This is a genomic window from Flavobacterium sp. WV_118_3 (assembly GCF_039778605.1).
GTDB lineage: Bacteria > Bacteroidota > Bacteroidia > Flavobacteriales > Flavobacteriaceae > Flavobacterium.
This window is the reverse complement of the sequence record NZ_CP156060.1, coordinates 1,054,571-1,076,831: the sequence shown is the minus strand read 5'-3', so window position 1 is coordinate 1,076,831 and position 22,261 is coordinate 1,054,571. Positions and strand designations below refer to the sequence as shown.

21 protein-coding genes are annotated in these 22,261 nt (G+C 39.3%); 3 read left to right on the top strand and 18 right to left on the bottom strand.

The annotated features are described in order from the left end of the window. Nucleotides 1-81: 81 nt before the first annotated feature. The 7 genes from ABFU83_RS05055 to ABFU83_RS05025 all read right to left on the bottom strand — a co-directional run bounded on the left by ABFU83_RS05055 (nucleotide 82) and on the right by ABFU83_RS05025 (nucleotide 7,456). Nucleotides 82-297 carry a heavy-metal-associated domain-containing protein gene (locus ABFU83_RS05055; protein ID WP_136401253.1) on the bottom strand — a complete coding sequence of 72 codons (216 nt, stop codon included), beginning with the start codon at nucleotides 295-297 and terminating at the stop codon, nucleotides 82-84. A gap of 5 nt (nucleotides 298-302) precedes the next feature. Further along, nucleotides 303-2,507: a heavy metal translocating P-type ATPase gene (locus ABFU83_RS05050; RefSeq protein WP_347069388.1), complete on the bottom strand. Its 2,205-nt coding sequence runs from the start codon at nucleotides 2,505-2,507 to the stop codon at nucleotides 303-305. An 83-nt stretch (nucleotides 2,508-2,590) separates the two neighbouring features. After that, nucleotides 2,591-3,151 (bottom strand): AraC family transcriptional regulator, encoded by a 561-nt coding sequence (locus tag ABFU83_RS05045; RefSeq protein ID WP_347069387.1) that lies wholly within the window; start codon nucleotides 3,149-3,151, stop codon nucleotides 2,591-2,593. Between the two features lie 61 nt (nucleotides 3,152-3,212). Beyond that, nucleotides 3,213-5,483, bottom strand: a complete 2,271-nt coding sequence (locus tag ABFU83_RS05040; protein ID WP_347069386.1) for a cation:proton antiporter — start codon at nucleotides 5,481-5,483, stop codon at nucleotides 3,213-3,215. Between the two features lie 124 nt (nucleotides 5,484-5,607). Next, nucleotides 5,608-6,327 carry a response regulator transcription factor gene (locus tag ABFU83_RS05035; RefSeq protein WP_347069384.1) on the bottom strand — a complete coding sequence of 240 codons (720 nt, stop codon included), beginning with the start codon at nucleotides 6,325-6,327 and terminating at the stop codon, nucleotides 5,608-5,610. Beyond that, a complete protein-coding gene (locus ABFU83_RS05030; protein WP_347069382.1) occupies nucleotides 6,296-7,042 on the bottom strand; it encodes a histidine kinase in 747 nt (248 codons plus the stop codon). The genes ABFU83_RS05035 and ABFU83_RS05030 overlap by 32 nt, the downstream gene beginning before the upstream one ends. Nucleotides 7,043-7,054: 12 nt before the next feature. Continuing rightward, nucleotides 7,055-7,456, bottom strand: coding sequence for a rhodanese-like domain-containing protein (locus ABFU83_RS05025; RefSeq protein ID WP_347069380.1), 402 nt, complete (start codon nucleotides 7,454-7,456; stop codon nucleotides 7,055-7,057). Between the two features lie 134 nt (nucleotides 7,457-7,590). On the opposite strand from ABFU83_RS05025, the gene hemN reads away from it, so the two are divergent. Next, the gene (gene hemN / locus ABFU83_RS05020) at nucleotides 7,591-8,949 is read left to right on the top strand and encodes an oxygen-independent coproporphyrinogen III oxidase (protein ID WP_347069378.1); all 1,359 of its coding nucleotides are present in this window, start codon (nucleotides 7,591-7,593) and stop codon (nucleotides 8,947-8,949) included. A gap of 1 nt (nucleotide 8,950) precedes the next feature. On the opposite strand, the gene ABFU83_RS05015 is transcribed toward hemN, so the two are convergent. Next, nucleotides 8,951-9,415 (bottom strand): hypothetical protein, encoded by a 465-nt coding sequence (locus ABFU83_RS05015; protein WP_347069376.1) that lies wholly within the window; start codon nucleotides 9,413-9,415, stop codon nucleotides 8,951-8,953. A gap of 117 nt (nucleotides 9,416-9,532) precedes the next feature. On the opposite strand from ABFU83_RS05015, the gene ABFU83_RS05010 reads away from it, so the two are divergent. Continuing rightward, nucleotides 9,533-10,108, top strand: coding sequence for a uracil-DNA glycosylase family protein (locus ABFU83_RS05010; RefSeq protein ID WP_347069374.1), 576 nt, complete (start codon nucleotides 9,533-9,535; stop codon nucleotides 10,106-10,108). Here the strand turns inward: ABFU83_RS05010 and ABFU83_RS05005 are convergent. The 8 genes from ABFU83_RS05005 to ABFU83_RS04970 all read right to left on the bottom strand — a co-directional run bounded on the left by ABFU83_RS05005 (nucleotide 10,105) and on the right by ABFU83_RS04970 (nucleotide 18,879). Next, nucleotides 10,105-10,806: a sulfite exporter TauE/SafE family protein gene (locus ABFU83_RS05005; RefSeq protein WP_347069372.1), complete on the bottom strand. Its 702-nt coding sequence runs from the start codon at nucleotides 10,804-10,806 to the stop codon at nucleotides 10,105-10,107. The two genes, ABFU83_RS05010 and ABFU83_RS05005, sit on opposite strands and share 4 nt — an antisense overlap. A gap of 79 nt (nucleotides 10,807-10,885) precedes the next feature. Further along, nucleotides 10,886-11,332 (bottom strand): FixH family protein, encoded by a 447-nt coding sequence (locus ABFU83_RS05000; RefSeq protein WP_347069370.1) that lies wholly within the window; start codon nucleotides 11,330-11,332, stop codon nucleotides 10,886-10,888. 32 nt (nucleotides 11,333-11,364) lie between these two features. After that, complete coding sequence (gene ccoG / locus ABFU83_RS04995) at nucleotides 11,365-12,783, bottom strand: cytochrome c oxidase accessory protein CcoG (protein ID WP_347069368.1); 1,419 nt, start codon at nucleotides 12,781-12,783, stop codon at nucleotides 11,365-11,367. Nucleotides 12,784-12,829: 46 nt separating this feature from the next. Beyond that, on the bottom strand, nucleotides 12,830-13,774 hold the full coding sequence (locus ABFU83_RS04990; protein ID WP_347069366.1) for a cbb3-type cytochrome c oxidase N-terminal domain-containing protein: 945 nt from the start codon (nucleotides 13,772-13,774) through the stop codon (nucleotides 12,830-12,832). 11 nt (nucleotides 13,775-13,785) lie between these two features. Continuing rightward, entirely contained in the window at nucleotides 13,786-13,974 is a 189-nt protein-coding gene (locus ABFU83_RS04985) for a CcoQ/FixQ family Cbb3-type cytochrome c oxidase assembly chaperone (RefSeq protein WP_136401240.1), read from the bottom strand. Between the two features lie 6 nt (nucleotides 13,975-13,980). Next, nucleotides 13,981-16,176: a cytochrome-c oxidase, cbb3-type subunit I gene (gene ccoN, locus ABFU83_RS04980; RefSeq protein WP_347069365.1), complete on the bottom strand. Its 2,196-nt coding sequence runs from the start codon at nucleotides 16,174-16,176 to the stop codon at nucleotides 13,981-13,983. A 2-nt stretch (nucleotides 16,177-16,178) separates the two neighbouring features. Beyond that, nucleotides 16,179-16,370, bottom strand: coding sequence for a cbb3-type cytochrome oxidase assembly protein CcoS (ccoS, locus tag ABFU83_RS04975; RefSeq protein ID WP_136401238.1), 192 nt, complete (start codon nucleotides 16,368-16,370; stop codon nucleotides 16,179-16,181). A 133-nt stretch (nucleotides 16,371-16,503) separates the two neighbouring features. Further along, nucleotides 16,504-18,879, bottom strand: a complete 2,376-nt coding sequence (locus ABFU83_RS04970; RefSeq protein ID WP_347069362.1) for a heavy metal translocating P-type ATPase metal-binding domain-containing protein — start codon at nucleotides 18,877-18,879, stop codon at nucleotides 16,504-16,506. A 105-nt stretch (nucleotides 18,880-18,984) separates the two neighbouring features. On the opposite strand from ABFU83_RS04970, the gene ABFU83_RS04965 reads away from it, so the two are divergent. Continuing rightward, nucleotides 18,985-19,665 carry a Crp/Fnr family transcriptional regulator gene (locus tag ABFU83_RS04965; RefSeq protein WP_347069360.1) on the top strand — a complete coding sequence of 227 codons (681 nt, stop codon included), beginning with the start codon at nucleotides 18,985-18,987 and terminating at the stop codon, nucleotides 19,663-19,665. 35 nt (nucleotides 19,666-19,700) lie between these two features. Here ABFU83_RS04965 and ABFU83_RS04960 read toward each other — a convergent pair whose 3' ends face one another. Together ABFU83_RS04960 and ABFU83_RS04955 are read right to left on the bottom strand one after the other, a co-directional pair. Continuing rightward, nucleotides 19,701-20,639 carry a nitronate monooxygenase gene (locus tag ABFU83_RS04960; protein ID WP_347069358.1) on the bottom strand — a complete coding sequence of 313 codons (939 nt, stop codon included), beginning with the start codon at nucleotides 20,637-20,639 and terminating at the stop codon, nucleotides 19,701-19,703. A gap of 11 nt (nucleotides 20,640-20,650) precedes the next feature. Next, nucleotides 20,651-22,261, bottom strand: coding sequence for a S8 family serine peptidase (locus ABFU83_RS04955; RefSeq protein WP_347069356.1), 1,611 nt, complete (start codon nucleotides 22,259-22,261; stop codon nucleotides 20,651-20,653).

The window sequence follows — 22,261 nt, the reverse complement described above, 5'->3', positions numbered from 1 at the left end:
ATCCATTTCAAAAACAGATCAGGTGCACAAATTAAAGAGTATTAGAAGACACTTGTCAGACAAAACCTGACAGGTGTTTTTTTATTCGGTTACTTTTTCAATGATATAACCTACATTTTTTAATTGTTCCGTTAAAGTAGCTTCTGAAACCGTATCGCTGTTAATTGTTAGTATCTTTTGCGGGTTTTCGGTGTCTACTTTCCAGTTATCCGAACCGACAAGCGGATTTAAAACCGGAGTTACTTTTTCGATACATCCGGCACATTTAATATTGGTTTTAAATTTCATCGTTTTCATTGTATTTATTTTTTAAATTTTAAAAGTAAACTGTTACTCACCACACTTACGGAACTCATCGCCATGGCCGCTCCGGCAATCATCGGGTTTAATAAAAATCCGTTAATCGGGAACAATACGCCGGCGGCAATCGGAATTCCGATAACGTTATAGATAAACGCCCAAAACAGGTTTTGTTTGATCGTTTTTACGGTTTGTTTTGACAGGTGAATCGCCACCGGAATTTTTTTCAGATCGGACGAAATGATTGTCATGTGTGCCACATCCATCGCAATATCCGATCCTTTACCCATCGCAATACTCACATTCGCCTGCGCTAATGCTGCACTGTCGTTAATTCCGTCGCCAACCATTGCCACCACGCGACCTTCTTTTTGCAATTGTTTTACAAAATCCGATTTATCTTGTGGTAATACACCCGCTTTGTACCGTTTAATATTGAGCTGTCTGGAAACGGAGGCAGCAGTAGCTTCATTATCGCCGGTTAGCATAATCACTTCGATACCATCGCGTTGTAATTCTTCGATAGCGTGTACCGATGTTGGTTTAATCGCATCCTGAACAGCAATAATTGCCAGGACTTCCTGAGTCGACCCAAAAAACAAAACGGTAGCCGCATTTTGGTAATATTCGTTTGCAAACTGTTGTAATTCATCTGAAATGCGAATCTTTTCATTTTCCATCAATTTTTGATTTCCAACAAAATAGGTTTCGCCACCGGCTGTTGCTTTTACGCCAAATCCGGTAATGCTCTCAAAATGATCCAGACCAATAGTATCCAATAAAACATATTCCTCGACCACCGCCTGCGCTAATGGATGTTCGGATTGTTTTTCAATCGTTTTTAAGACCGTTGCTTTAGCCGCATTATCGTGTAACCATTTTGTAGCAGCCACTTTTGGTTTTCCTTCGGTAATTGTTCCGGTTTTATCCAAAATGATGGTATCCACTTTTTGAGCCAATTCCAGACTTTCGGCATCTTTTATCAAAATACCCTGTTCGGCTCCTTTTCCAACACCAACCATAATAGCCGTTGGTGTGGCCAATCCCAACGCACACGGGCAGGCAATTACCAATACGGTTACCATCGCCATTAAGCCTTGCGTAAATCCATTTTCACCGCCAAAAATTAACCATACGATTAAAGTCAGAATCGAAATTCCCACCACAATCGGTACAAATATCCCGGCAATTTTATCGACCAGTTTTTGAACCGGTGCTTTACTACCCTGTGCATTCTGTACCATTTTAATGATATGTGCCAGTAAGGTATCCCCGCCTACTTTCCGCGCCCGGAACTGTAAACTTCCTTTTTGATTAAGTGTTCCGGCAAAAACAGTCGTTCCGATTCCCTTTTCAACCGGCACCGGCTCTCCGGAAATCATACTTTCGTCCACAAACGAACTACCGGAAACCACTTCCCCATCTACTGCGATTTTTTCTCCGGGTTTTACCAGAATCAGATCGTCCAATACAATCGATTCGATTGGCACTTCCATAAACTCGCCGTTATCCTTTACCACGGTTACTGTTTTGGGTTGTAATCCCATCAGTTTTTTAATTGCCGAAGCGGTGTTTCCTTTAGCCTTTTCTTCCAGTAATTTACCCAAAAGAATAAACGCGATCACGACAGTAGCCGCTTCAAAATAAACATGCGCATGTAGTCCTCTTTGATGCCAGAAATCGGCAAAAAGGGTATTAAAGACACTAAAAATATAGGCGATACCGGTACTTAATGCGACCAAGGTATCCATATTGGCCGAACGGTGTTTTAACTGTCTCCATGCATTTATAAAGAAATCTTTTCCGTACCAGAACAAAACCGGAGTAGCAAAAAACCACATGATTTCGTTTCCGTAGGGCATATCCATAAAAAACATCCCGATGATAAAAACCGGAAGGGTTAATAGCGACGCGCCTATCGTTTTCTTTTTTAGTTCTTCGTAATGATTTTTTTGTTGGGTTTCGACTAGCTCGTTTACATTGCCATCTTCTTCAATGATCATATCGTAACCAATGGCTTGCATTGCTTTTTTAAAATCGTCGAGCGAAGCGACATCCGAATCGTATTCTACTTTGGCAGAGGCATTCGCATAATTAACAGCGGCATCGATAACACCTTTCTGATGTTTCAACATACTCTCCACGCTTACCGCACATGAAGCACAGGTCATCCCGGTTACCGGAAAATTTTTAATGATTGCTTCCATATCGTTATTTGTTTTTGTTAGAACAAAATTAGATCGGAATGCGCAAAAAACTGTTGTAGAATTTTATAATGGAGTTGTAAGATTTACACTTTGTCCAACGGGATTCGTTTTTCGTCCCGGATATTTTTAAAGTGTGATGGTGTTAATCCCGTTACTTTTTTAAACTGATTACTCAGATAGGCCACACTACTGTATCCCAACAGATCGGCAATTTGTTTTAGCGAAAGTTCGTCGTAAACAATCAGTTCCTTTACTTTTTCGATTTTTTGATTGATCAGGTATTTTTCGATCGTAATGCCTTCCATTTCCGAAAAAAGACTACTCAGATAGTTATAGTCGTATTGTACTTTATCCGAGAGAAACTCCGACACCGTCAGTTTTGTTTTTTCCTGATCGTGATGAATAAAGTTGATAATCGTCGTTTTTACTTTTTCAATAAGCTGCTTGCGTTTGTCATCGATAATCTCGAAACCGATCGCCTCCAAAGCATCCGAAAACTGTTGCCGTTTTTCTTCCGAAACAGAATCCGAAAGTATCACTTCCCCCATTGTAACCTGTTGGTATGGAAGTTCCATTTGATCCAGGATTTGGGTAACCGCCAAAACGCAACGTTGGCAAACCATATTTTTAACAGCTATTTTCATATTCTAAATATACTGTCAAAAATACAATTTGCCAACGGTATTTTAAATTCTTAACTTCTTTTTAAGGTTTTAAGATTAATAGCGATGGTGTATTATTAAGCCAGGTACTTCTGGATTCTACCAGTTTTTTCCAGCTGTCAACACTAATGATCATCAAATCTTGATCCTGTAAAAAGTTTTTTTCGATTTTACGTTCGTTTAGCAACTTAATATGATTGGGCGCCTGTTGTTCGATTGCGCGGATACCTTCTTTAATTGTCGCATTATTTTTAATATTTCCAACCACATCCAGCACCGTTACCTGCGATTCGACATTTGCGATCAGCTTTTGGGCATATTCGATCAGGAAAGCATCGGAATCATCGAATAAGGTTACAAAAACGCGATCGGCTTTTTCAAAATTCTTGTTGACCAACACCCCAACCGGAACTTCTGTTTTCGCCAGAATCTGTTCGGTGCGCTCGTCAAACGGTGAATTTTCGAATAGTTTTTCCTTACCGGTAAACTTATTCAACAGGTTTTCCGGATTAATGATACGGGTTGTAAAACCAAGAATTTTCCCCAATAGTGTTCCTTCAAAAATAGATTGTCCTAAAGCGACCAAAACCAGGTCAAATTCACCTTTATTAGACACTTCAATGATATCCGAATCCACATCGGTTGAGGTTTTAAACAAAGTGGTCACCTTTTGTTTTAACTCTTTCGATTCGGCTAATACCGGTTTAAAGCATTGTTCTTCGAATTCTTCCACATTAAAGGGATGTACTTCGTTACTCGACGGAATATGCATGGCCGTAACCATCGCATTTTTCTTCATTTTTTTAACAAAAGTATTCGCCAGTCGTAATAAACCTTTTCCTTCTTCGGGCGTATCGAACGACACCAATACCTTATATTTACTTACCTGACTGATTTCAGCCGGAATAATCTCGTCTTTCGTCTTAAATATGTAATTGATCAAATCTAAAGCCGGTCCGGTCATTAAGGTCGTCGCCAAAGCCATGATGACCATCATCGCAAAGATTTCCGGTTTTAACACACCTAAATCATATCCGATATTTAACACGACCAGCTCCATCAATCCTCTGGTATTCATCAACGCGCCGATCATTAAACTATCACGCCAGTTCTGACCTACGAACCTTGCCGTTATCGTACTTCCTACAAATTTTCCAACAACGGCTACCAATACAATCAAACCACAGATTTTCCATAAATACGGATCATCCAAAAGTCCGATTTGCGTACGTAATCCGGTAAAAACGAAAAACAACGGTAGCAACATTACCTGCGAAACGTCCTCCACTTTTTCGATAAAGATATTTCGAAAACGCATATTGTCCGGCATAATTGCCCCGGCCATAAAGGCTCCGAATAAAGCGTGAATACCGATTACTTCCGTAGCATAGGATGAGATTAATAACGTCAGGAAAAATATTGCCACAACCGATTTGGTAATGCTTTCTTTACTGGTATACAATTCCCCGATTCTTTTTAGGAACGGGCGTACCACTTTTAGCATTAGAATCACATAGATAATCGCAAGCGCTATAATATATAAGGAACTTAAAAACGAACCGGCCTTAACGATTGCGATTACAGCGGCCAGAATACACCAGGCCGTAATATCGTCGGCTGCGGCACAGGTAATTACCATTGCGCCAAGTTTGGTTCGGTGTAATCCTCTTTCCTGTACAATACGTGCCAATACCGGGAAAGCCGTAATACTCATTGCGATACCGGTAAACAAAGCAAACGAAAGGAATTCTACACCATCCGGGGCAAATTGGGTGTAAATAAAATAAGCCAGAACCATCCCGAGTGTAAACGGAATCACGATACTCGCATGGCTGATAACTACTGCTTCTTTGGCTTTATTTTGTAGTACTTTCAGATCGAGTTCCATCCCGACCACAAACATAAAAAGAATTAATCCGATCTGACTCAGGAACTGTAAATTCCCTAATGAGGCTTCCGGAAATAATAAATTGGAAAACTCCGGGAAATAGGTTCCTACAAGCGAAGGACCTAAGACAATACCGGCCAGTATCTCACCAATAACCATTGGTTGGCCTATTTTTTTACATAACTCTCCGAACAAACGCGCCACAAAAACAATGGTCACAATTTGTGCTAATAAAATCGCTAACGGGTGTGTCAGATTATGAATTAGAGATGCTAAAAATTCCTGCCATTGGCTATTCCCGGAATTGGGTAATACAATATGACGGCCATCTTCCAAAATCTTTCCATTTTGGACAGTCCAGTACATGGCCGCAAAAGCGACACCCAATACGCCGACATAAAAGAAGCTATTTTTAAAATTTTTCATAAGTTATCATTTTGGCTTACACTTATTTTGGTGCAAATATGCTATATAAAGCCTTGAAAAAAAATGAATTTGTACTATTAAAAACGCCTCTTGTAACGAAGCCGGTGAAAATTGTAATGAAATGCTAGAGCTTCACTTTCTCTACAAATTCCGGTCGGTAACTTTCACTTAAACCGAAACTAAACGGCTTACCGTTTGCCATCATCACATTGGCAGTAATCTCGTCGTGCGAATAAAACTGTATATTTTTTATAGCCAATGCTTCTTTTTTATTGATACGGCAAAACTCTTCCGTAGGCAATTGTTGTAACAACTTATCAAAAGAGTAATTTTTAGCAACAAAATTGGTAAGATCCTGTAGATAAATCACTTTATCCCGGCTGTCGGTTTCTGCCGATTTGATAAAGAAAATCTGATCGATCGACAATATGGTTTTTCCTTTATCGGTATTTAACTGTAGGTGTTTTCGAGTCGTTTTTGTAGTTTCAAAACGTTTTAATGCTTTTTGAACCGCTTGCTGCAGGCGTTCTTTTTTAATTGGTTTTACGACATAATCCACCGCATCAAGGTCGTATGCTTCGACCGCAAAGTCTTTATAGGCCGTAGTAAAAATAATTGCCTTCCCTTCCAATAAGTTAGCGACTTGTAATCCATTGATTCCCGGCATCTCAATATCGGAAATCAAAAGGTCAAAATCATACTTATTACATTCGGCAAGAAAGGTTTCCGGGTTATTAAAAGCTTTGATCACTTCCAATTCGGGAATTTGCTCACAAAGCATTTTAAGATAGGTTAATCCCGGTAATTCGTCGTCAAGAAGCAAGCATTTGAGTTTTGTACTCACGTAAATCAATTTTTAATTGTGCAACATAGACATCTCCTTCAATGAATTTGTCTAGTTTATAATGGTTTTTATAAATAATCTTTAATCGTTGTTCCAAGGTTTCCGATCCTAGTCCACTATTGTCTTTTTTAAAGGCCGCTTTACTGGAAATTTTATTGGTCACCATCATTGAAAAAACCTGACCTTTTAATTCGATAACAACCGTAATAAAAGCATCGGCACTTTGTAAATCGGCATGTTTAAAAGCATTTTCAATCAGATCGATCGAAATTAGCGGCGCCATTAACTGTTGTTGGTACGAGGCATCCGTTTCGTCGATTTTCTTTTTTACCGTAAGGGCAAAAAGTGGACTAATTTTGATTTTATTAATCTCAATCAGGTTTAAAGCGAAGTCGATTTCTTCTTTTGGGCTCACAAAACGCCTTCTACTTTCATACAAGATATAATCCAGTACATTCGACAACTTATCCATCGCAAAATAGGTTTGATAAGCATGTGATTGTATCGAATTTAATATATTTTTAAACAAATGCGGGTTCAGTTTGGATTCGAGTGTTTCCAATTGCAAATGGTTAAAACGTTCTTCAAAATCCACATATTTAACCTGCATATACTTTTTCTCTTTTTCCAACTGTTGCAGTCGATACAAGAGATAGCCCGCGATGCAAAGGATCAGCAGACACAAAACTAAAAATATATAATCCAGGTTTGTCATGTAATGAAAAGCTTATTTTTCCACCGTTTTTTTCTGATCATTCCATGCGTCGATACCACCGTCCAGTTCTACGATTTTTTTAAACCCTTTTTCTTGTAGGATTTCAACGGCTTCGGCACTTCTTCCTCCTGCTTTGCAGTAGACATAAACCGGTTTTGTTTTATCCAATTTGTCCACTTCCTCTCCGAAGTTTTTTTCGTAGATATGAAGGTTTTTAGCCCCTTTCAGGTGACCGGACTGGTATTCTTTTGGAGTACGCACATCGATCAGTTGTCCTTTATTGGCTGTGATTGTTTTTTCAAAAGCTTCCGGGTTTACCAATTGCGTTCCGTCTTTTACCTGTGCCTGACAAGCAGTAAAAAATAATAGCAAAAATAATAGCAAAAATAACAGTTTAAAAATGTTCCGTTTCATAATCGTCCAATATTAAAGGCCTAAAAGTACAAAAAATGTCTGTAATCGTCTGCCAATGTTTTCGTATGATAAATATCATTTTTTTTTGAAGTCCTATAATTTAATTTTGTTTGTTGAAAATTCAGTTTTAGGTTATGGCAATTTCACTAGTTCAAAAATATAATGTTCCCGGACCGCGCTATACAAGCTATCCAACGGTTCCGTATTGGGACGATTCGCAGTTTTCTGTTGCGGCATGGCGGGATACATATATCCGTTCGTTTCGGGAGAGCAATACTTCCGAAGGTATTAGTCTTTATATACATCTACCGTTTTGCGAAAGTCTGTGTACTTTTTGCGGATGTCACAAACGGATTACCAAACGTCATGATGTTGAATACACCTATATTCAGGCGGTTTTAAAGGAATGGGCATTGTATTGCGATACCTTTCCGGAAACACCAAATATCCGGGAAATTCATTTGGGCGGTGGTACGCCTACTTTTTTTTCTCCGGAAAATCTTGAACTTTTGATCAATGGAATTTTGAGTCGTTCCAACCGTATGGATAACTACGAATTCAGCTTTGAAGGACATCCCAACAATACAACCCGGGCACATCTGGTAAAACTTTATGAACTGGGATTTCGCAGGGTCAGTTTTGGTGTTCAGGACTACAGTCCCGTCGTTCAGAAAGCGATCCATCGTGAACAACCGTTTCACAATGTAGCCAAAGTAACTTTTTGGGCCAAAGAAATTGGCTATACCTCTATTTCGCATGATCTTGTATTTGGTTTACCTTTTCAAAAACTGGAAGATGTGATTGATACGATCGAAAAAACAAAATCGCTGGCGCCACACCGTCTGTCATTTTACAGTTATGCCCATGTACCGTGGATTAAAGGAACCGGGCAACGTGGTTTTAAAGACGAAGATGTACCTAAAGATCAGAAAAAAAGGCAACTTTACGAGGTCGGAAAAATGATGTTGGAAAAAAACGGTTTTCATGAAATCGGTATGGATCATTTTGCAATTGAAGAAGACTCGATGTATACAGCATTTCATAAAGGAAAGTTACACCGTAATTTTATGGGGTATACCTCCTCCAAAACACAATTGATGATTGGATTGGGTATGTCCTCTATTAGCGACAGTTGGTATGCTTTTGCTCAAAATGAAAAAACACTGGAAGACTATTATGCCCGTCTGGAACAAAACGAACTGGCAGTTTTTAAAGGTCATATTTTAACGGATGAAGATTTGATCATTCGTCGTCATATTTTAAACCTGATGTGCCGTTTTCAGACGAGTTGGACTCAAGAAACATTTCCCGAAAAAGACATGATAATAGCACAATTACGGGAAATGGAAAAAGATGAATTAGTGGTCATGACAGCCGATGGCATTACCGTTACCGAAAAGGGAAAGCCATTTGTTCGAAATATCTGTATGGCTTTTGATTTACGCCTGAAGCGAAAAGCACCACAAACCCAGTTATTTTCAATGACGATTTGATTTAAAGCAGTTCTGCATCGGTGATCACAATATTATTAAAGGCGAACTGTCGGTAAATACCTTTCAGCATGACTTTATCTCCATTTTTAATATCGCTGTAAAGTTGTTTCATATAGCATCCAATGTTATCCATATCTCCTACCTTTAATATCAGATAGGGCGTTTTATCGATATCCTGATCTCTTCTAAGCACAGTTCCGACGATCAGGATTTCCTTATTGTGTAGACAGGAATCTATTTCACATTTTTCGTTACAAATGAGGCCTGCAATTTCCGGTGTCAGAATATAAGCTTTAGGGAGATTATCAGCAACTTTTACCGGATTTTCTACAATAGCGGTTACTTCTTTTTTTATATCGGTAATCGGTTTGAGAAAATAAAACATCCACAGACTGGTTATTCCATACACAATGACCATTGCCCAAAACGTTGCTTTTAGCATAAATTTTAGTTGTTTTTTCTTCATGTTACCCTTAAATTTTAAAATCAAAAACCTTTTTTCAATACCAGACCGAACACAATCAAAATACAGGAAGAAGTATTATTTTTACTACTTAAACCTTTTGATCTAAAACATTTCATTATGAACCCGTTATTAGAACGTATCCATTTGTGTACACTGTGTCAGGCGTCATTACCTAACCCACCGAAGCCTATACTTTCTTTTGAGAGTACCTCCCGGGTTTTAATTATCGGACAGGCACCGGGACAAAAGGCACATACCAGTGGGATTCCGTGGAATGATGCAAGTGGGGAAAAATTAAGAAACTGGTTAGATGTGGGACCATCTGAATTTTACGATACGTCATTATTTGGTATCGTTCCAATGGGGTTTTGTTTTCCGGGTAAAGGAAAGTCAGGGGATTTACGTCCGAGGCCGGAATGTGCGCCAACCTGGCATTCACAGATCTTTACGGCACTTACGGATGTAAAACTTATTTTATTGATTGGGTCATATGCCCAATCTTACTATCTTAAGGAACGCTCCTATCGAACGTTGACAGAAAACGTATTGCATTACCGCGATTTTTTACCGGATTATTTTCCTTTGGTTCATCCATCACCGCGAAACCGGATCTGGCAGAAAAAAAATCCCTGGTTTGAGGAGGAAGTTATCCCCGAATTACGAAAACAAGTCCGGAAGGCACTGGTTCCTTAACCACAATGCGCTTCACCTCTAACAAAAAGACTCATATTCCCGGGAGAAACATATGGAATACCGAGTCCCAATCCTCTCAATATAAACAACATACCAATACAAACCGCTACATAAGGAATTATTTTCCCTATTTTGTTTCGTATTGGCTGACTTATCCAATTGGAGGCATATACAACGGTAGTCATCATGGGTATCGTACCTAATCCGTAAAGTACCATATATACAACACCGAGTGATTCACTCTGCATCGCAATGGCACCAAACAGAGCGGCATATACCAATCCACAAGGCAGCAATCCATTGAGCAGACCTATTGTAAAAAGTGCTGTATAACTTTTCTTTTTAAACTGATTTCCCAGACTACTTTTAATTTTAGAAAGCAGACGATACACCGGTTTTGAAAAATTATAACGCGCGAGGATTTTCTCCGGAACAAGCACGACTACAATCATTAAAATTCCGGCTATAATAGACATTTGTTGCTGCAATCCGGCCAAATAAAGACCTTTTCCGACCATCCCAAAAACCAATCCTAAGGTAGCATAGGCCATTAAACGACCACTATGGTACATTAATATCTGGATTACTTTTTTAGCTGGATTATGCTGATCAACTGGTAACATCATGGCAATAGGTCCACACATACCAATGCAGTGTAGACTACTTACCAAACCGAATATAAATGCAGAAAGCAACATACTTTTTCGGATTAATTTAGTTTGTAGCCAGGAGACAACCAAAAAACTATTAAAAACATCCCTGACTACAAACTAAAAATTACAAATTGACTACTAACTTATTCAAATAGGCTTTTCCTTCGTATTCCCAATCGATAGTAATGTCCCAACGACCGTCCACCAAATTTGTTTTAGGTATGAGCAAATTTGAAGCAGACAACGAAATCGGAACTTCGAAGTCCAGTTTCTGGTTGGACGGTCTGTAGAGGGACACTTTTCCTTTGATTTTGTCTTTATTGAAACTTGCCGGAAAAGCAATCATAATACCTTCTGGTGTTGCGGAGACTGTCACTTTTTCGGTTAAGTCGGCCGCATTTTGTTCTTTATCGAGCTGTTGCTGAAAGCTCATTTCTTTTTTATAATATTCTTCTGTAACCATTTCGTGGTCATAATTTTTATCGGACTGTACTTTAAATACGAAGTACATGATAAAAGTGATAAACAATCCGAAAGCGATTACGATGCTGGTTCCCCAATTTACTTTCATGGTGCGTTTTTTTTAAGGGTTATAAACGATCTTTAGTTAAAACTCCGCGGACCTAAAAAGTTGGTCGTTGTGGTTTCAATCAATACGTCTCCGTCATAGACTTCAATCGTTATTTTGGTTTTATCTCCTTTTAGAAAAGCCGGATGAATCTCGATAAACAATGTTCCCTGAGCCATTCCTTCTTTTTTAATCTGAAACTGTGGTTTTCCCACTACTATAATTTTTCCTTTAGGATCTACTAATTTAAAGTGTACCTTATTAAAATCTTTTACGGTTTTATTGACGATTTTATAGGTAAATACATTGCTAATATTATCGCCTTTACGTTCGTATAATTGTCCCGGCAACCGCAACACGGTGGCTTCTACCTCGTTTCTCAGAAATAACATTCCAACAAAAACACCTGTTAATATTATCAGAACGGACACATAACCTTTCATTCGCGCCGTAAAGACGAATTTTTCTTTTTTTACAATTTCATCTTCAGATGCATAGCGAATCAATCCTTTTGGCAGGTTGACACTTTCCATGATGTGATCACATTCGTCGATACAAGCGGTACAATTGATACATTCCAATTGCGTTCCGTTTCGGATATCGATTCCGGTTGGACATACGTTTACACATTGCCGGCAATCGATACAATCCCCTTTTCCGACTTGTGACCGGTCCTCATTTTTACGGAATTTGGCTCTTCCGTTTTCACCTTCTCCCCTCACATGGTCGTAGGCCACAACAATTGACTTATTATCCAATAAGACGCCCTGTAAACGCCCGTAAGGACAAGCAATAATACAAACCTGTTCTCTGAGCCACGCAAAAACAAAATAGAACACTGCTGTAAAAATCAACAGCGCGATCAACGTATTGGTATTGTGAAACGGTCCTTCTTTTACCATTTCGAGCACATGATCACTTCCAACCAGATAGGCCAGAAATACATTGGCAATTAAAAACGATATGATAAAGAACACGATCCATTTGGTAACTCTTTTTCGTATTTTTTCGGCATTCCACTCTTGTTTGGCCAGACGCATTTGTGCCCCTCTGTCGCCATCGATCCAGAATTCGATTCGTCGGAAAACCATTTCCATAAAAATGGTCTGCGGACAAATCCATCCGCAAAAAATACGTCCGAAAGCAACGGTAAAGAGTGTTACAAACACAACACCAACGATCATCGAGATTACCACCAGGTGGAAATCCTGTGGCCAGAATGGAAATCCAAAAAAATTAAACTTCCGATCCAACACATTAAATAACAGAAACTGATTTCCGTTAATTTTAATAAAAGGGGCCGAAAACAAGAAGGCTAGCAGAAAATAGCTGACCAGCTTTCTTTTTTCGTAGAATTTTCCTTTCGGAATTTTAGGGAAAACCCAAGCTCTTTTACCTTCTTTATCGATAGTTCCGATACTATCTCTAAAACTTTCATCGGGTAAACCAGACATGATATTTTTGATTTAACCTCAGGGTTATGCATCCTGAGGTGTTATTTTACTTTAGGGTTACAGCAGCCGTATGAAGGCTGTCGGCCGGTTTGGCAGCGTCGGTAGCCGGAGCACTGTCGTCTTTCCAAACATCACCTTCCGGAGCTTTTCCATCTTTTGGATTAGATCCTTGCAAACTCAGCACATAACTGGCTACTTTCTGGATATCGGATGGTTTGATAATCGCTTTCCAGGATACCATTCCTTTTCCGTCACGTCCTCCTTCCATAACCGTATTGAATACATTTTTGATTCCACCTCCAAGAATCCAGTGGTCGTCGGTTAAATTCGGTCCGATACCTCCACCACCATCATTTCGGTGACAAGCAATACAGTTGGTTTCGAAAATCGCTTTACCGGCAGCCAGTGAAGCCGCATCCGTGAGCAATGTTACTTTTTCTTTATCCATTAAATCCGGTGCCGTTTTTTTGTATTCTTCGACTGCTATTTTGGCTTCCGCCATTTCTTTTTCAAATTCCGCGGTCTGATCGTCATAACCCAGGATATGGAATTTCACCAGATAAATAAAGGCAAACGCAATACAGGCATAGAACAGATACACCCACCATGGCGGCAATACGTTGTCTAACTCTTTGATTCCGTCGTAATCGTGGTCCATCATTAGCTCACCTTCTTCTTCCATTTTACGGGAACGCGTTAGTTTTTGCAACAGATTTTTTACAAACGGTGTTTCAGCCAGTGGAAGATTCTCTTCGATTTCTTTTTGTTTGCGTTGTTCTTCCGTTAACAACGCATTAAGGATATTATTGGTCGCTTTTAGGACAATTTCTATTGCAATCAATACAAAAAGGAACAATAATAAGATTATCGATACGATAGGATACTTGATAAAAGCGGGTCTGTCGCCGGAATCGATAAAGAATTCCATGGCCATAAAAAAGATGGCAAATAAAACCGGAATTCGAACATATACTGGAAAATACTTTTTCATATTACTTACAATTATTGGTTGTTGGCCATGTCCTGATCTTCAAAAGGGATATTACTCATTTCGGTGATTTTTTCTTTTTTATAAGTAAAAACCCATACATACAATCCTATAAAAAACAGGAAGAAAATAAGTAGTGAAATGATGGGATAGATTTCAATTCCTGAAATGGTCTCCATATTGTGTTTGATGAACTTTAGCATAACAAATTAATTTTTATTTTCCGCTACATCTTTAATTTTAATATCCGTTCCCAAGCGTTGTAAGTAGGCAATTAAGGCTACAATTTCCCGGTCATGCATTGGTACAAAAGCTTCTCCTCTGGCAGCAGCATTCTTTTTACTTTCTTCATAACTCTTCACAAAATCCGGATCGGCATGTAAATTCTTTTCTATTTTTTGAGCCTGCTCTTTAATCTGTTGTTGCGCATTGGCGATTTCCTGATCGGTATATGGAACCCCTAATTTTACCATGACCCTCATTTTATCTTCTGTTTTGGAATAATCCATCGGTTTATTATCGAACAGCCATTTGTAACCCGGCATAATAGATCCGGCTGAGGTACTTTGTGGATCCCACATATGGTTAAAATGCCAGTTGTCGGAATATTTTCCACCTACACGCATCAAATCGGGACCGGTTCGTTTGGATCCCCATAAGAACGGGTGATCGTAAACATATTCTCCGGATTTGGAATATTCGCCATAACGCTCTACTTCCGAACGGAAAGGTCGTACCATTTGAGAGTGACAACCCACACAGCCTTCGCGGATATACAGATCACGTCCTTCCAGCTCCAGCGGTGTATACGGTTTAACACTCGTAATCGTTGGAATATTCGATTTTACTACCAGTGTTGGAATAATCTGTACAATACCACCGATAAGGATGGCTATAGTCGCTAAAACTGTCAACTGGATTGGTTTTCTTTCCAACCATCCGTGGAATTTTTCGCCTTTTAGTCGGCCGCTTGAAATTTTTTGTAATTCCGGTGCTTCTGCCAATTCATCTTCAATTTTCTGACCTACTTTAATGGTCATGATAATATTGTATACCAGCACCAGTAAACCAATTACGAACAGGGTACCACCAACGGCTCTCATCGCATACATTGGCATGATCTCTTTTACCGTTTCCAGGAAGTTACCGTAAACCAATGAACCGTCCGGGTTGAATTGTTTCCACATTTGCGCCTGAACAAATCCGGCTACATAAAGTGGTAAAGCATATAAGATAATCCCTAGTGTACCAATCCAAAAGTGGAAATTGGCCAGTTTGGTCGAATACAATTGTGTTTTTGTCATACGCGGGATTAGCCAGTAAATCATACCGAAGGTCATAAAACCATTCCAGGCTAATGCTCCAACGTGCACGTGTGCTACGATCCAGTCGGTAAAGTGTGCAATGGCATTTACGTTTTTAAGGGATAGCATTGGTCCTTCGAATGTTGCCATACCGTATCCGGTGATCGCTACGACGAAGAATTTTAAAACCGGTTCGGTTCGTACTTTATCCCAAACACCTCTTAGTGTTAGTAATCCGTTAATCATACCTCCCCATGATGGCGCGATTAGCATTACAGAGAAAACAACACCCAGATTTTGTGCCCAATCCGGTAAAGCGGTGTACAACAAATGGTGAGGACCAGCCCAGATATACAGGAAGATTAAAGACCAAAAGTGGATGATAGACAAACGGTAGGAATATACCGGGCGGTTTGCTGCTTTGGGAACGAAATAATACATCAGTCCGAGGAATGGTGTGGTTAAGAAAAATGCTACCGCATTATGTCCGTACCACCATTGTACCAGTGCATCCTGAACTCCGGCATAAACCGAATAACTTTTCATGGCACTCACTGGTAATGCGAGACTATTAAAGATATGCAGCACTGCAACGGTCACAAATGTTGCCAGATAAAACCAGATTGCGACATATAAATGGCGCTCCCTTCTTCGCAAAATGGTCATTATCATATTAATACCAAATACTACCCAAATAATTGCAATGGCAATATCTATGGGCCATTCCAGCTCTGCATATTCTTTAGATGTTGTATAACCTAACGGTAATGATATGGCAGCGGCAACGATAATTAACTGCCAACCCCAGAAATTGATGTTACTCAGTACATCGCTGTACATTCTGGTTTTTAATAATCGTTGTAAAGAATAGTAGACTCCCGCAAAGATAGCATTCCCTACAAAGGCAAAAATAACAGCATTTGTATGTAATGGTCTTAAACGTCCGTAACTCAACCAGGAGATTCCATCGGTTAAATTCGGAAACAGGTACATCGTAGCTATAAGGAGCCCGACGAGCATTCCCACAACCCCAAAAACGATTGAGGCATACAGGAATTTCTTTACAATTTTGTTGTCGTAATAAAATTGTTGCACTTCCATAATTAGTTTTGTTTTTCTATTTTTGTTTCTGTTTTTTGTTTGTTATCCTTCTGTAACTCATCGTCGAAAAGCATTCGTACAGATGGTGTGTAATCGTCGTCAAACTGTCCGCTTTTGACTGCCTTTATAAAGACATACAGAAACACTGCAGCAACAACTATACTGATGGAGATTAAAATGTAAATGACACTCATACCTTAAAATTGTGTTAAACAAAATTACTCTAGTTGCTTGTCAAAAAACATGATATTTATCATGTCTTCGCAGATATTTAAATCCCACAAACAACTGTATTTCACTAATATACAAATAAATTTTATTTTAATTTCACTCTTTGCGAGCGTATAGATTACTCATTACCGTTACAAAGCTTACAATCGTGATGGTGCTCAAAGGCATAATGATCGCAGCAACCAGAGGAGAAAGATTTCCTGTTACCGCAAAACTCAATCCTACGATATTATACAGCAGTGATAATCCAAAACTCATCATGATGGTTTTCATAGCATTATGGGAATACTTCAGGAAATAGCCGATTTTAGAAAACTGACCGGCATCAAGTATACCGTCGCAAGCCGGTGAAAAGACATTTACATTTTCGGAAATTGAAATTCCTACATTACTCTGCGCCAAAGCACCGGCGTCGTTTAATCCGTCGCCAATCATCATCACATTGCTTCCTTTTTCCTGTAATTCCTTTATATAGGCGAGTTTTTCTTCGGGTTTCTGATTAAAGACCAGGGTAGTTCCAGCCGGTAATAATTGCGTCAGGTTTTCCCGCTCACCTTCATTATCTCCGGAAAGAACGGTAAGGCTGTATTTACGGCTTAACCGTGCAAACAATTTTTCCAGTCCTTCCCGGTATTGATTATCGAAGGTGAATTTTCCTTTATAAACACTATCAATACTAACATGGACATTGGTTTGTTTTGATTTTTCCGTTTTTGTCAATCCTACAAATGTTGCCGAACCCAAACGGATTTCCCGATTGGCAACGATAGCACGAATTCCTTTTCCGGTTATTTCTTCAAACTCCCGGATTTCCAATAGATCCATAACCGGTAGAAAATCATATAATCTTCTGCTCAACGGATGATTGGAAGCCCGCAGTACATTCTTGATTTTACCGATTTCTTTTTCAAGCAAGGGTGTACCATCATAGGCAATCGCCGATTTTTTATTGGACGTAATCGTACCGGTTTTATCAAATACAATAGTATTGACCTTCGCCATTTGTTCGATGACGGTTGCATTTTTCAGATAGAGTTTTTTATTTCCCATAATCCGCAATACATTTCCCAGTGTAAAAGGAGCCGTAAGTGCCAACGCACAAGGACAGGCAACAATTAATATGGCAGTAAAAACATTAAAAGCGGTGTTGGTATCGATAAAAATCCAGTAGCCAAACGAGACAAAAGCCAGTAATAATAAGGCCGGAGTAAAATAGCGACTTACGGTATCGGTAATAGTTTTGTATTTTAAGTTCGTTTTTTTCTGAAAAACTTCATTACTCCACAACTGTGTCAGATAACTTTGTGAAACGGAATGCAACACTTCCATTTCAATCACTTTTCCGATTTGTTTTCCACCGGCAAAAATTTTATCGCCCGATTTTTTCACAATCGGTACTTCTTCACCGGTTACAAAACTATAGTCGATATAGGCGTTTTCGGAAATTAGAATTCCATCAACCGGGATAAGTTCCTGATTTCGGATTAACAAACGATCTCCTTTTTCGACCTCATATACCTGCGTTGCTTCTTCTCTTCCATCGCGATTAATTTTGGTAACGGCTATTGGAAAATAGGATTTATAATCGCGTTCAAACGACAGGAAACTATAGGTTTTTTGTTGAAATAATTTTCCGAGTAACATAAAAAAGATCAAACCACACATACTGTCAAAAAAGCCCTGGCCGTAATCGAATACGATATCAACGGTACTTCTCACAAACATGACAATGATTCCCAATGCGATTGGAATATCAATGCTAAGCATACGCGATTGAATGCTTTTCCAGGCAGACACATAGTATCCCCAACCGGAATAGAAAAATGCGGGAAGTGAGAGTGCGAAGATCAGCCAGCGGAAGAAATCTTTATATTGATCAATCCAGTATTCGCCAACTTCAAAATATTCAGGAAAAGACAGGAGCATTATATTTCCAAAACAAAAAAACGCTACCCCTATTTTGTAAATTAAACTCCTGTCGACGGTTTTCCTGATACCTTCATAATTTTCAAGACTTATATACGGTTCGTACCCGATAGCGTTTAAAAGGAGTACGATGGTCTTCAGATCGGTAAGTTGCGGATCATAAGTAATACGCACTTTTTTTTGGGAAAAGTTTACCTGTGACTGACTGATACCTTTTTGTAATTTTTGCAGATTTTCCAGTATCCAGATACAGGAACTACAATGTATATGCGGAATATAAAGCGATACAATATGTACCGTATCTTCTTCAAATTCCAGCAATCTGGAAACGATTTCCCGATTATCGAGAAAATCGTATTTTCCGTGAACTTCTTGTGGTGTCGCACCCGGTGCTTTTTCGAAATCGTAATAACTTGTCAGGTCGTTTTGGCTGAAAATTTCATATACCGTTTTACAACCCAGACAACAGAATGATTTATCCTCAAAGAGGATTTCTTCCGTTTTTACAATATCGTTACCACAATGGAAACAATTTTGCGTATTCATAATTTGCTCATTTTACCTATTACAAAGATTAGAATTCGTCTATATATAAAATATGATATTTGTCATACTTTTGTTATATTTGTATGAAACGCTAAGGATAATTTTATGGGGAAATGTGAACAATGTATCGTTAGGGAATTCAGCTCACTCAAGGCCTTGAATAAGGAGGAGTTACTGAAGATCGCAAGCTGTAAAACTTCGTACACTATAAAAAAAGGGGAACCTGTTTTTGAAGAAGGAGAGATTACCAATGGTATTTATTGTGTAAAGGACGGTGTTTGTAAATTATCCAAACTGAGCCAAAACGGTAAAGACCAGATTGTAAAACTGGTAAAACCCGGCGAACTTTTAGGTCAGCGTTCGATGATTAGTGACGAACCAACCAATTTAAGTGCGATTGCTTTAGAAGATATGCAGGTTTGTTTTATTCCGAAGAGTGAAATTCTTGCATTTTTCAACAACAACAATCAGTTTTCCATGAATGTAATGCGAACGATTTGCAGTGATCTAAAGGAAGCTGATGACCATATGGTTTCCATGGCGCAAAAAAGTGTAAAAGAACGTTTGGCTGAGACTTTATTATACCTGCACGATACTTTTGGTGTTAATGCAGACGGTACTTTAAAAATTCAGCTTTCGCGTGAAGAGCTGAGTAGTATTATCGGTACCGCGACTGAAAGTTGTATCCGTTTATTATCTGATTTTAACAAAAGTGGGTTTATTACCCTAACCGGAAAGAAAATAAGCTTAAAAGATAAAAATCAACTGCGAAAAATGGCAGAATAGAAAACCGGCAGCATCGAACTGCCGGCTTTTTTTATTTAGAATGTTGCTACTTGTTTTTTAGCGGCTTCAAATTCGGCGATAACATTTGTCACGATTTCCGAAACCGGTTTAATTTCGTGGATTAATCCTGCTATTTGTCCGATTTCCAGTTCTCCGTCTTCCAGATCGCCTTCGAACATCCCTCGTTTGGCTCTTGCACGCCCCAATAAGGCTTTTAATTCGTCCGGTGTAGGACATTTGGTATATAGAGTCTGTACTTCTTCGTAAAACTTATTTTTGATCAATCGAACGGGAGCCAACTCTTTTAACGTTAACTGCGTATCCCCTTCTTTTACATTTAATATTGTTTGCTTAAAATTATCGTGCGACGAACTTTCTTCGGAAGCCGCAAAACGCGATCCCATTTGTACGCCATCAGCACCTAATACCATCGCAGCCAACATTCCTCTTCCGGTAGCGATTCCACCGGCAGCAATTAACGGAATATTGATTTGCTCTTTTACCATTGGGATTAATGTAAGCGTTGTGGTTTCTTCCCTACCGTTATGTCCTCCGGCTTCAAAACCTTCGGCTACAACTGCATCGACTCCGGCTTCCTGTGCTTTTAACGCAAACTTGGAACTACTTACCACATGAACAACCGTAATTCCTTTTTCTTTTAAAAAAGCGGTCCATGTTTTCGGATTTCCGGCCGAAGTAAAAACGATTTTTACATCTTCTTCTACAATTATATTCATAATCTCCTCAATGTTAGGATATAACATTGGAACATTCACCCCAAAAGGTTTATCGGTTGCTTTTTTACATTTCTGAATGTGTTCGCGTAATACGTGCGGATACATTGATCCGGCACCGATAAGCCCAAGTCCTCCGGCATTACTTACGGCACTGGCTAATTTATAGCCACTGTTCCAGATCATTCCTCCCTGAACAATCGGATATTGAATATTAAAAAGTTCTGTTATTCTATTCATTATACTATTTACTATTTTTTTATGATCTTTCCTGAAAACGTATTTTGTCCCGACACAATGGTATACAGGTACATACCGGATCTCAGATTTTCCATCGAAACCGTTGTTTCCTGCAGGTCATTTAATTTTTTACGGATTATTTCCTGTCCAAGGTTATTGTAAAGTACAAAACTAGCTTCTCTTTGTCCCGAAGCCGAAATGGTTAGGTTTGCATTTGTAGGATTCGGATATAGGCTAAATCCGTTTAATGTAAAAGCCTCGGTTGCCAATGTAAGACTTAAGGCCGAATAGAAATCCGGAATTCCATAGCCGTAAAAATTGTCCGGGTTAGTATAGCGATCGGCCGATTGTTTTATGCGTTGTACAATCTCCGCATTGGTTTTGTCTGGTAATGCCTGCCACAAACAAGCTACTAATCCGGCAAGCGTTGGTGATGAAAAAGATGTTCCATTATTAAAGCCTAATTCTCCGGTTTCAGTAGTTACAGCCGAACCGGCACCCATAGCCATTACATCAGGCTTAATTCTTCCGTCGGCAGTAGGTCCCTGCGAACTAAACGACGAACGTACTTCAGATGCATTTACAGAACCGATGGTCAAAACATTTGGTCCATCTGCAGGAGCCGTAATATATTTCCACGGTTTTGCCCCTTCGTTACCGGCTGAACACACTACAATCATACCTCTTGTAAAAGCGATATTGGCACCGCGAGTCACAAAGGTTGTAGTACCGTTCATGTCCTGATAGGTATAATTATAACTGGCGTTTGTGAACTGACTATAACCTAAAGAAGAATTGATCACATCCACACCCAAACTATCAGCCATTTCTGCCGCTTCCACCCAAAGGCTTTCTTCCAGTGGATTCTCGGTATTATAATCTTCCGTTACAAATAAATAATAGGATGCATCCGGTGCGGTTCCCACCAACTGGTTTTCGACATAAGCCGCCATATTCGACAACACCTGGGTACCGTGCTGGTAACCAGTATAAAAATCAGTATTGCGGTTTACAAAATTATAGCCGCCTTTAATCTGATTATTATTTCGGATACGGGCAAATGGTGTGGTTGTATTTACTCCCGGAAAACCGGCATCGAGTACGGCAATAATCTTTCCGCTACCGGTATAATTTTGCTGGTGTAGTAAATGTCCGTTGAGCATTTGTATTTGTGCTGCCGATTGTCCATAGGGAAAATCCGCCTGTACATTCAATGTTTTGTGGAACAAACCGGAAACCGGGTTTTGTATCATTTTTCCGGCATTCAAGGTTTTATTCGCAAAGTCAATACTACTCACAAACGGCAGACTTGTTAAATCAGTAATAGCTTGTTGTGTTCCGCGAACATGTAATGCATTTAACCATTTGGATTGGGCCATAACCGTAACCCCCGGAGTTGCTGTTACCTGATCAATATAGGATTGATGAATGGGTGCATCTTTTTCATCGAGTGCGATTCCCTGTGCGGTTCTCCGGTCTAAAGCACGTTGTGAAAGTATTGACAACGGATTATTCAGAAACGTTTGCGCATTGGGTTTATCCAAAAAATAAACCCAAGCGTCTTCTTGTGAAAAGGATACGTTATATAATAAAAGTATAAATAGCGTAAAGTACGTTCTCAT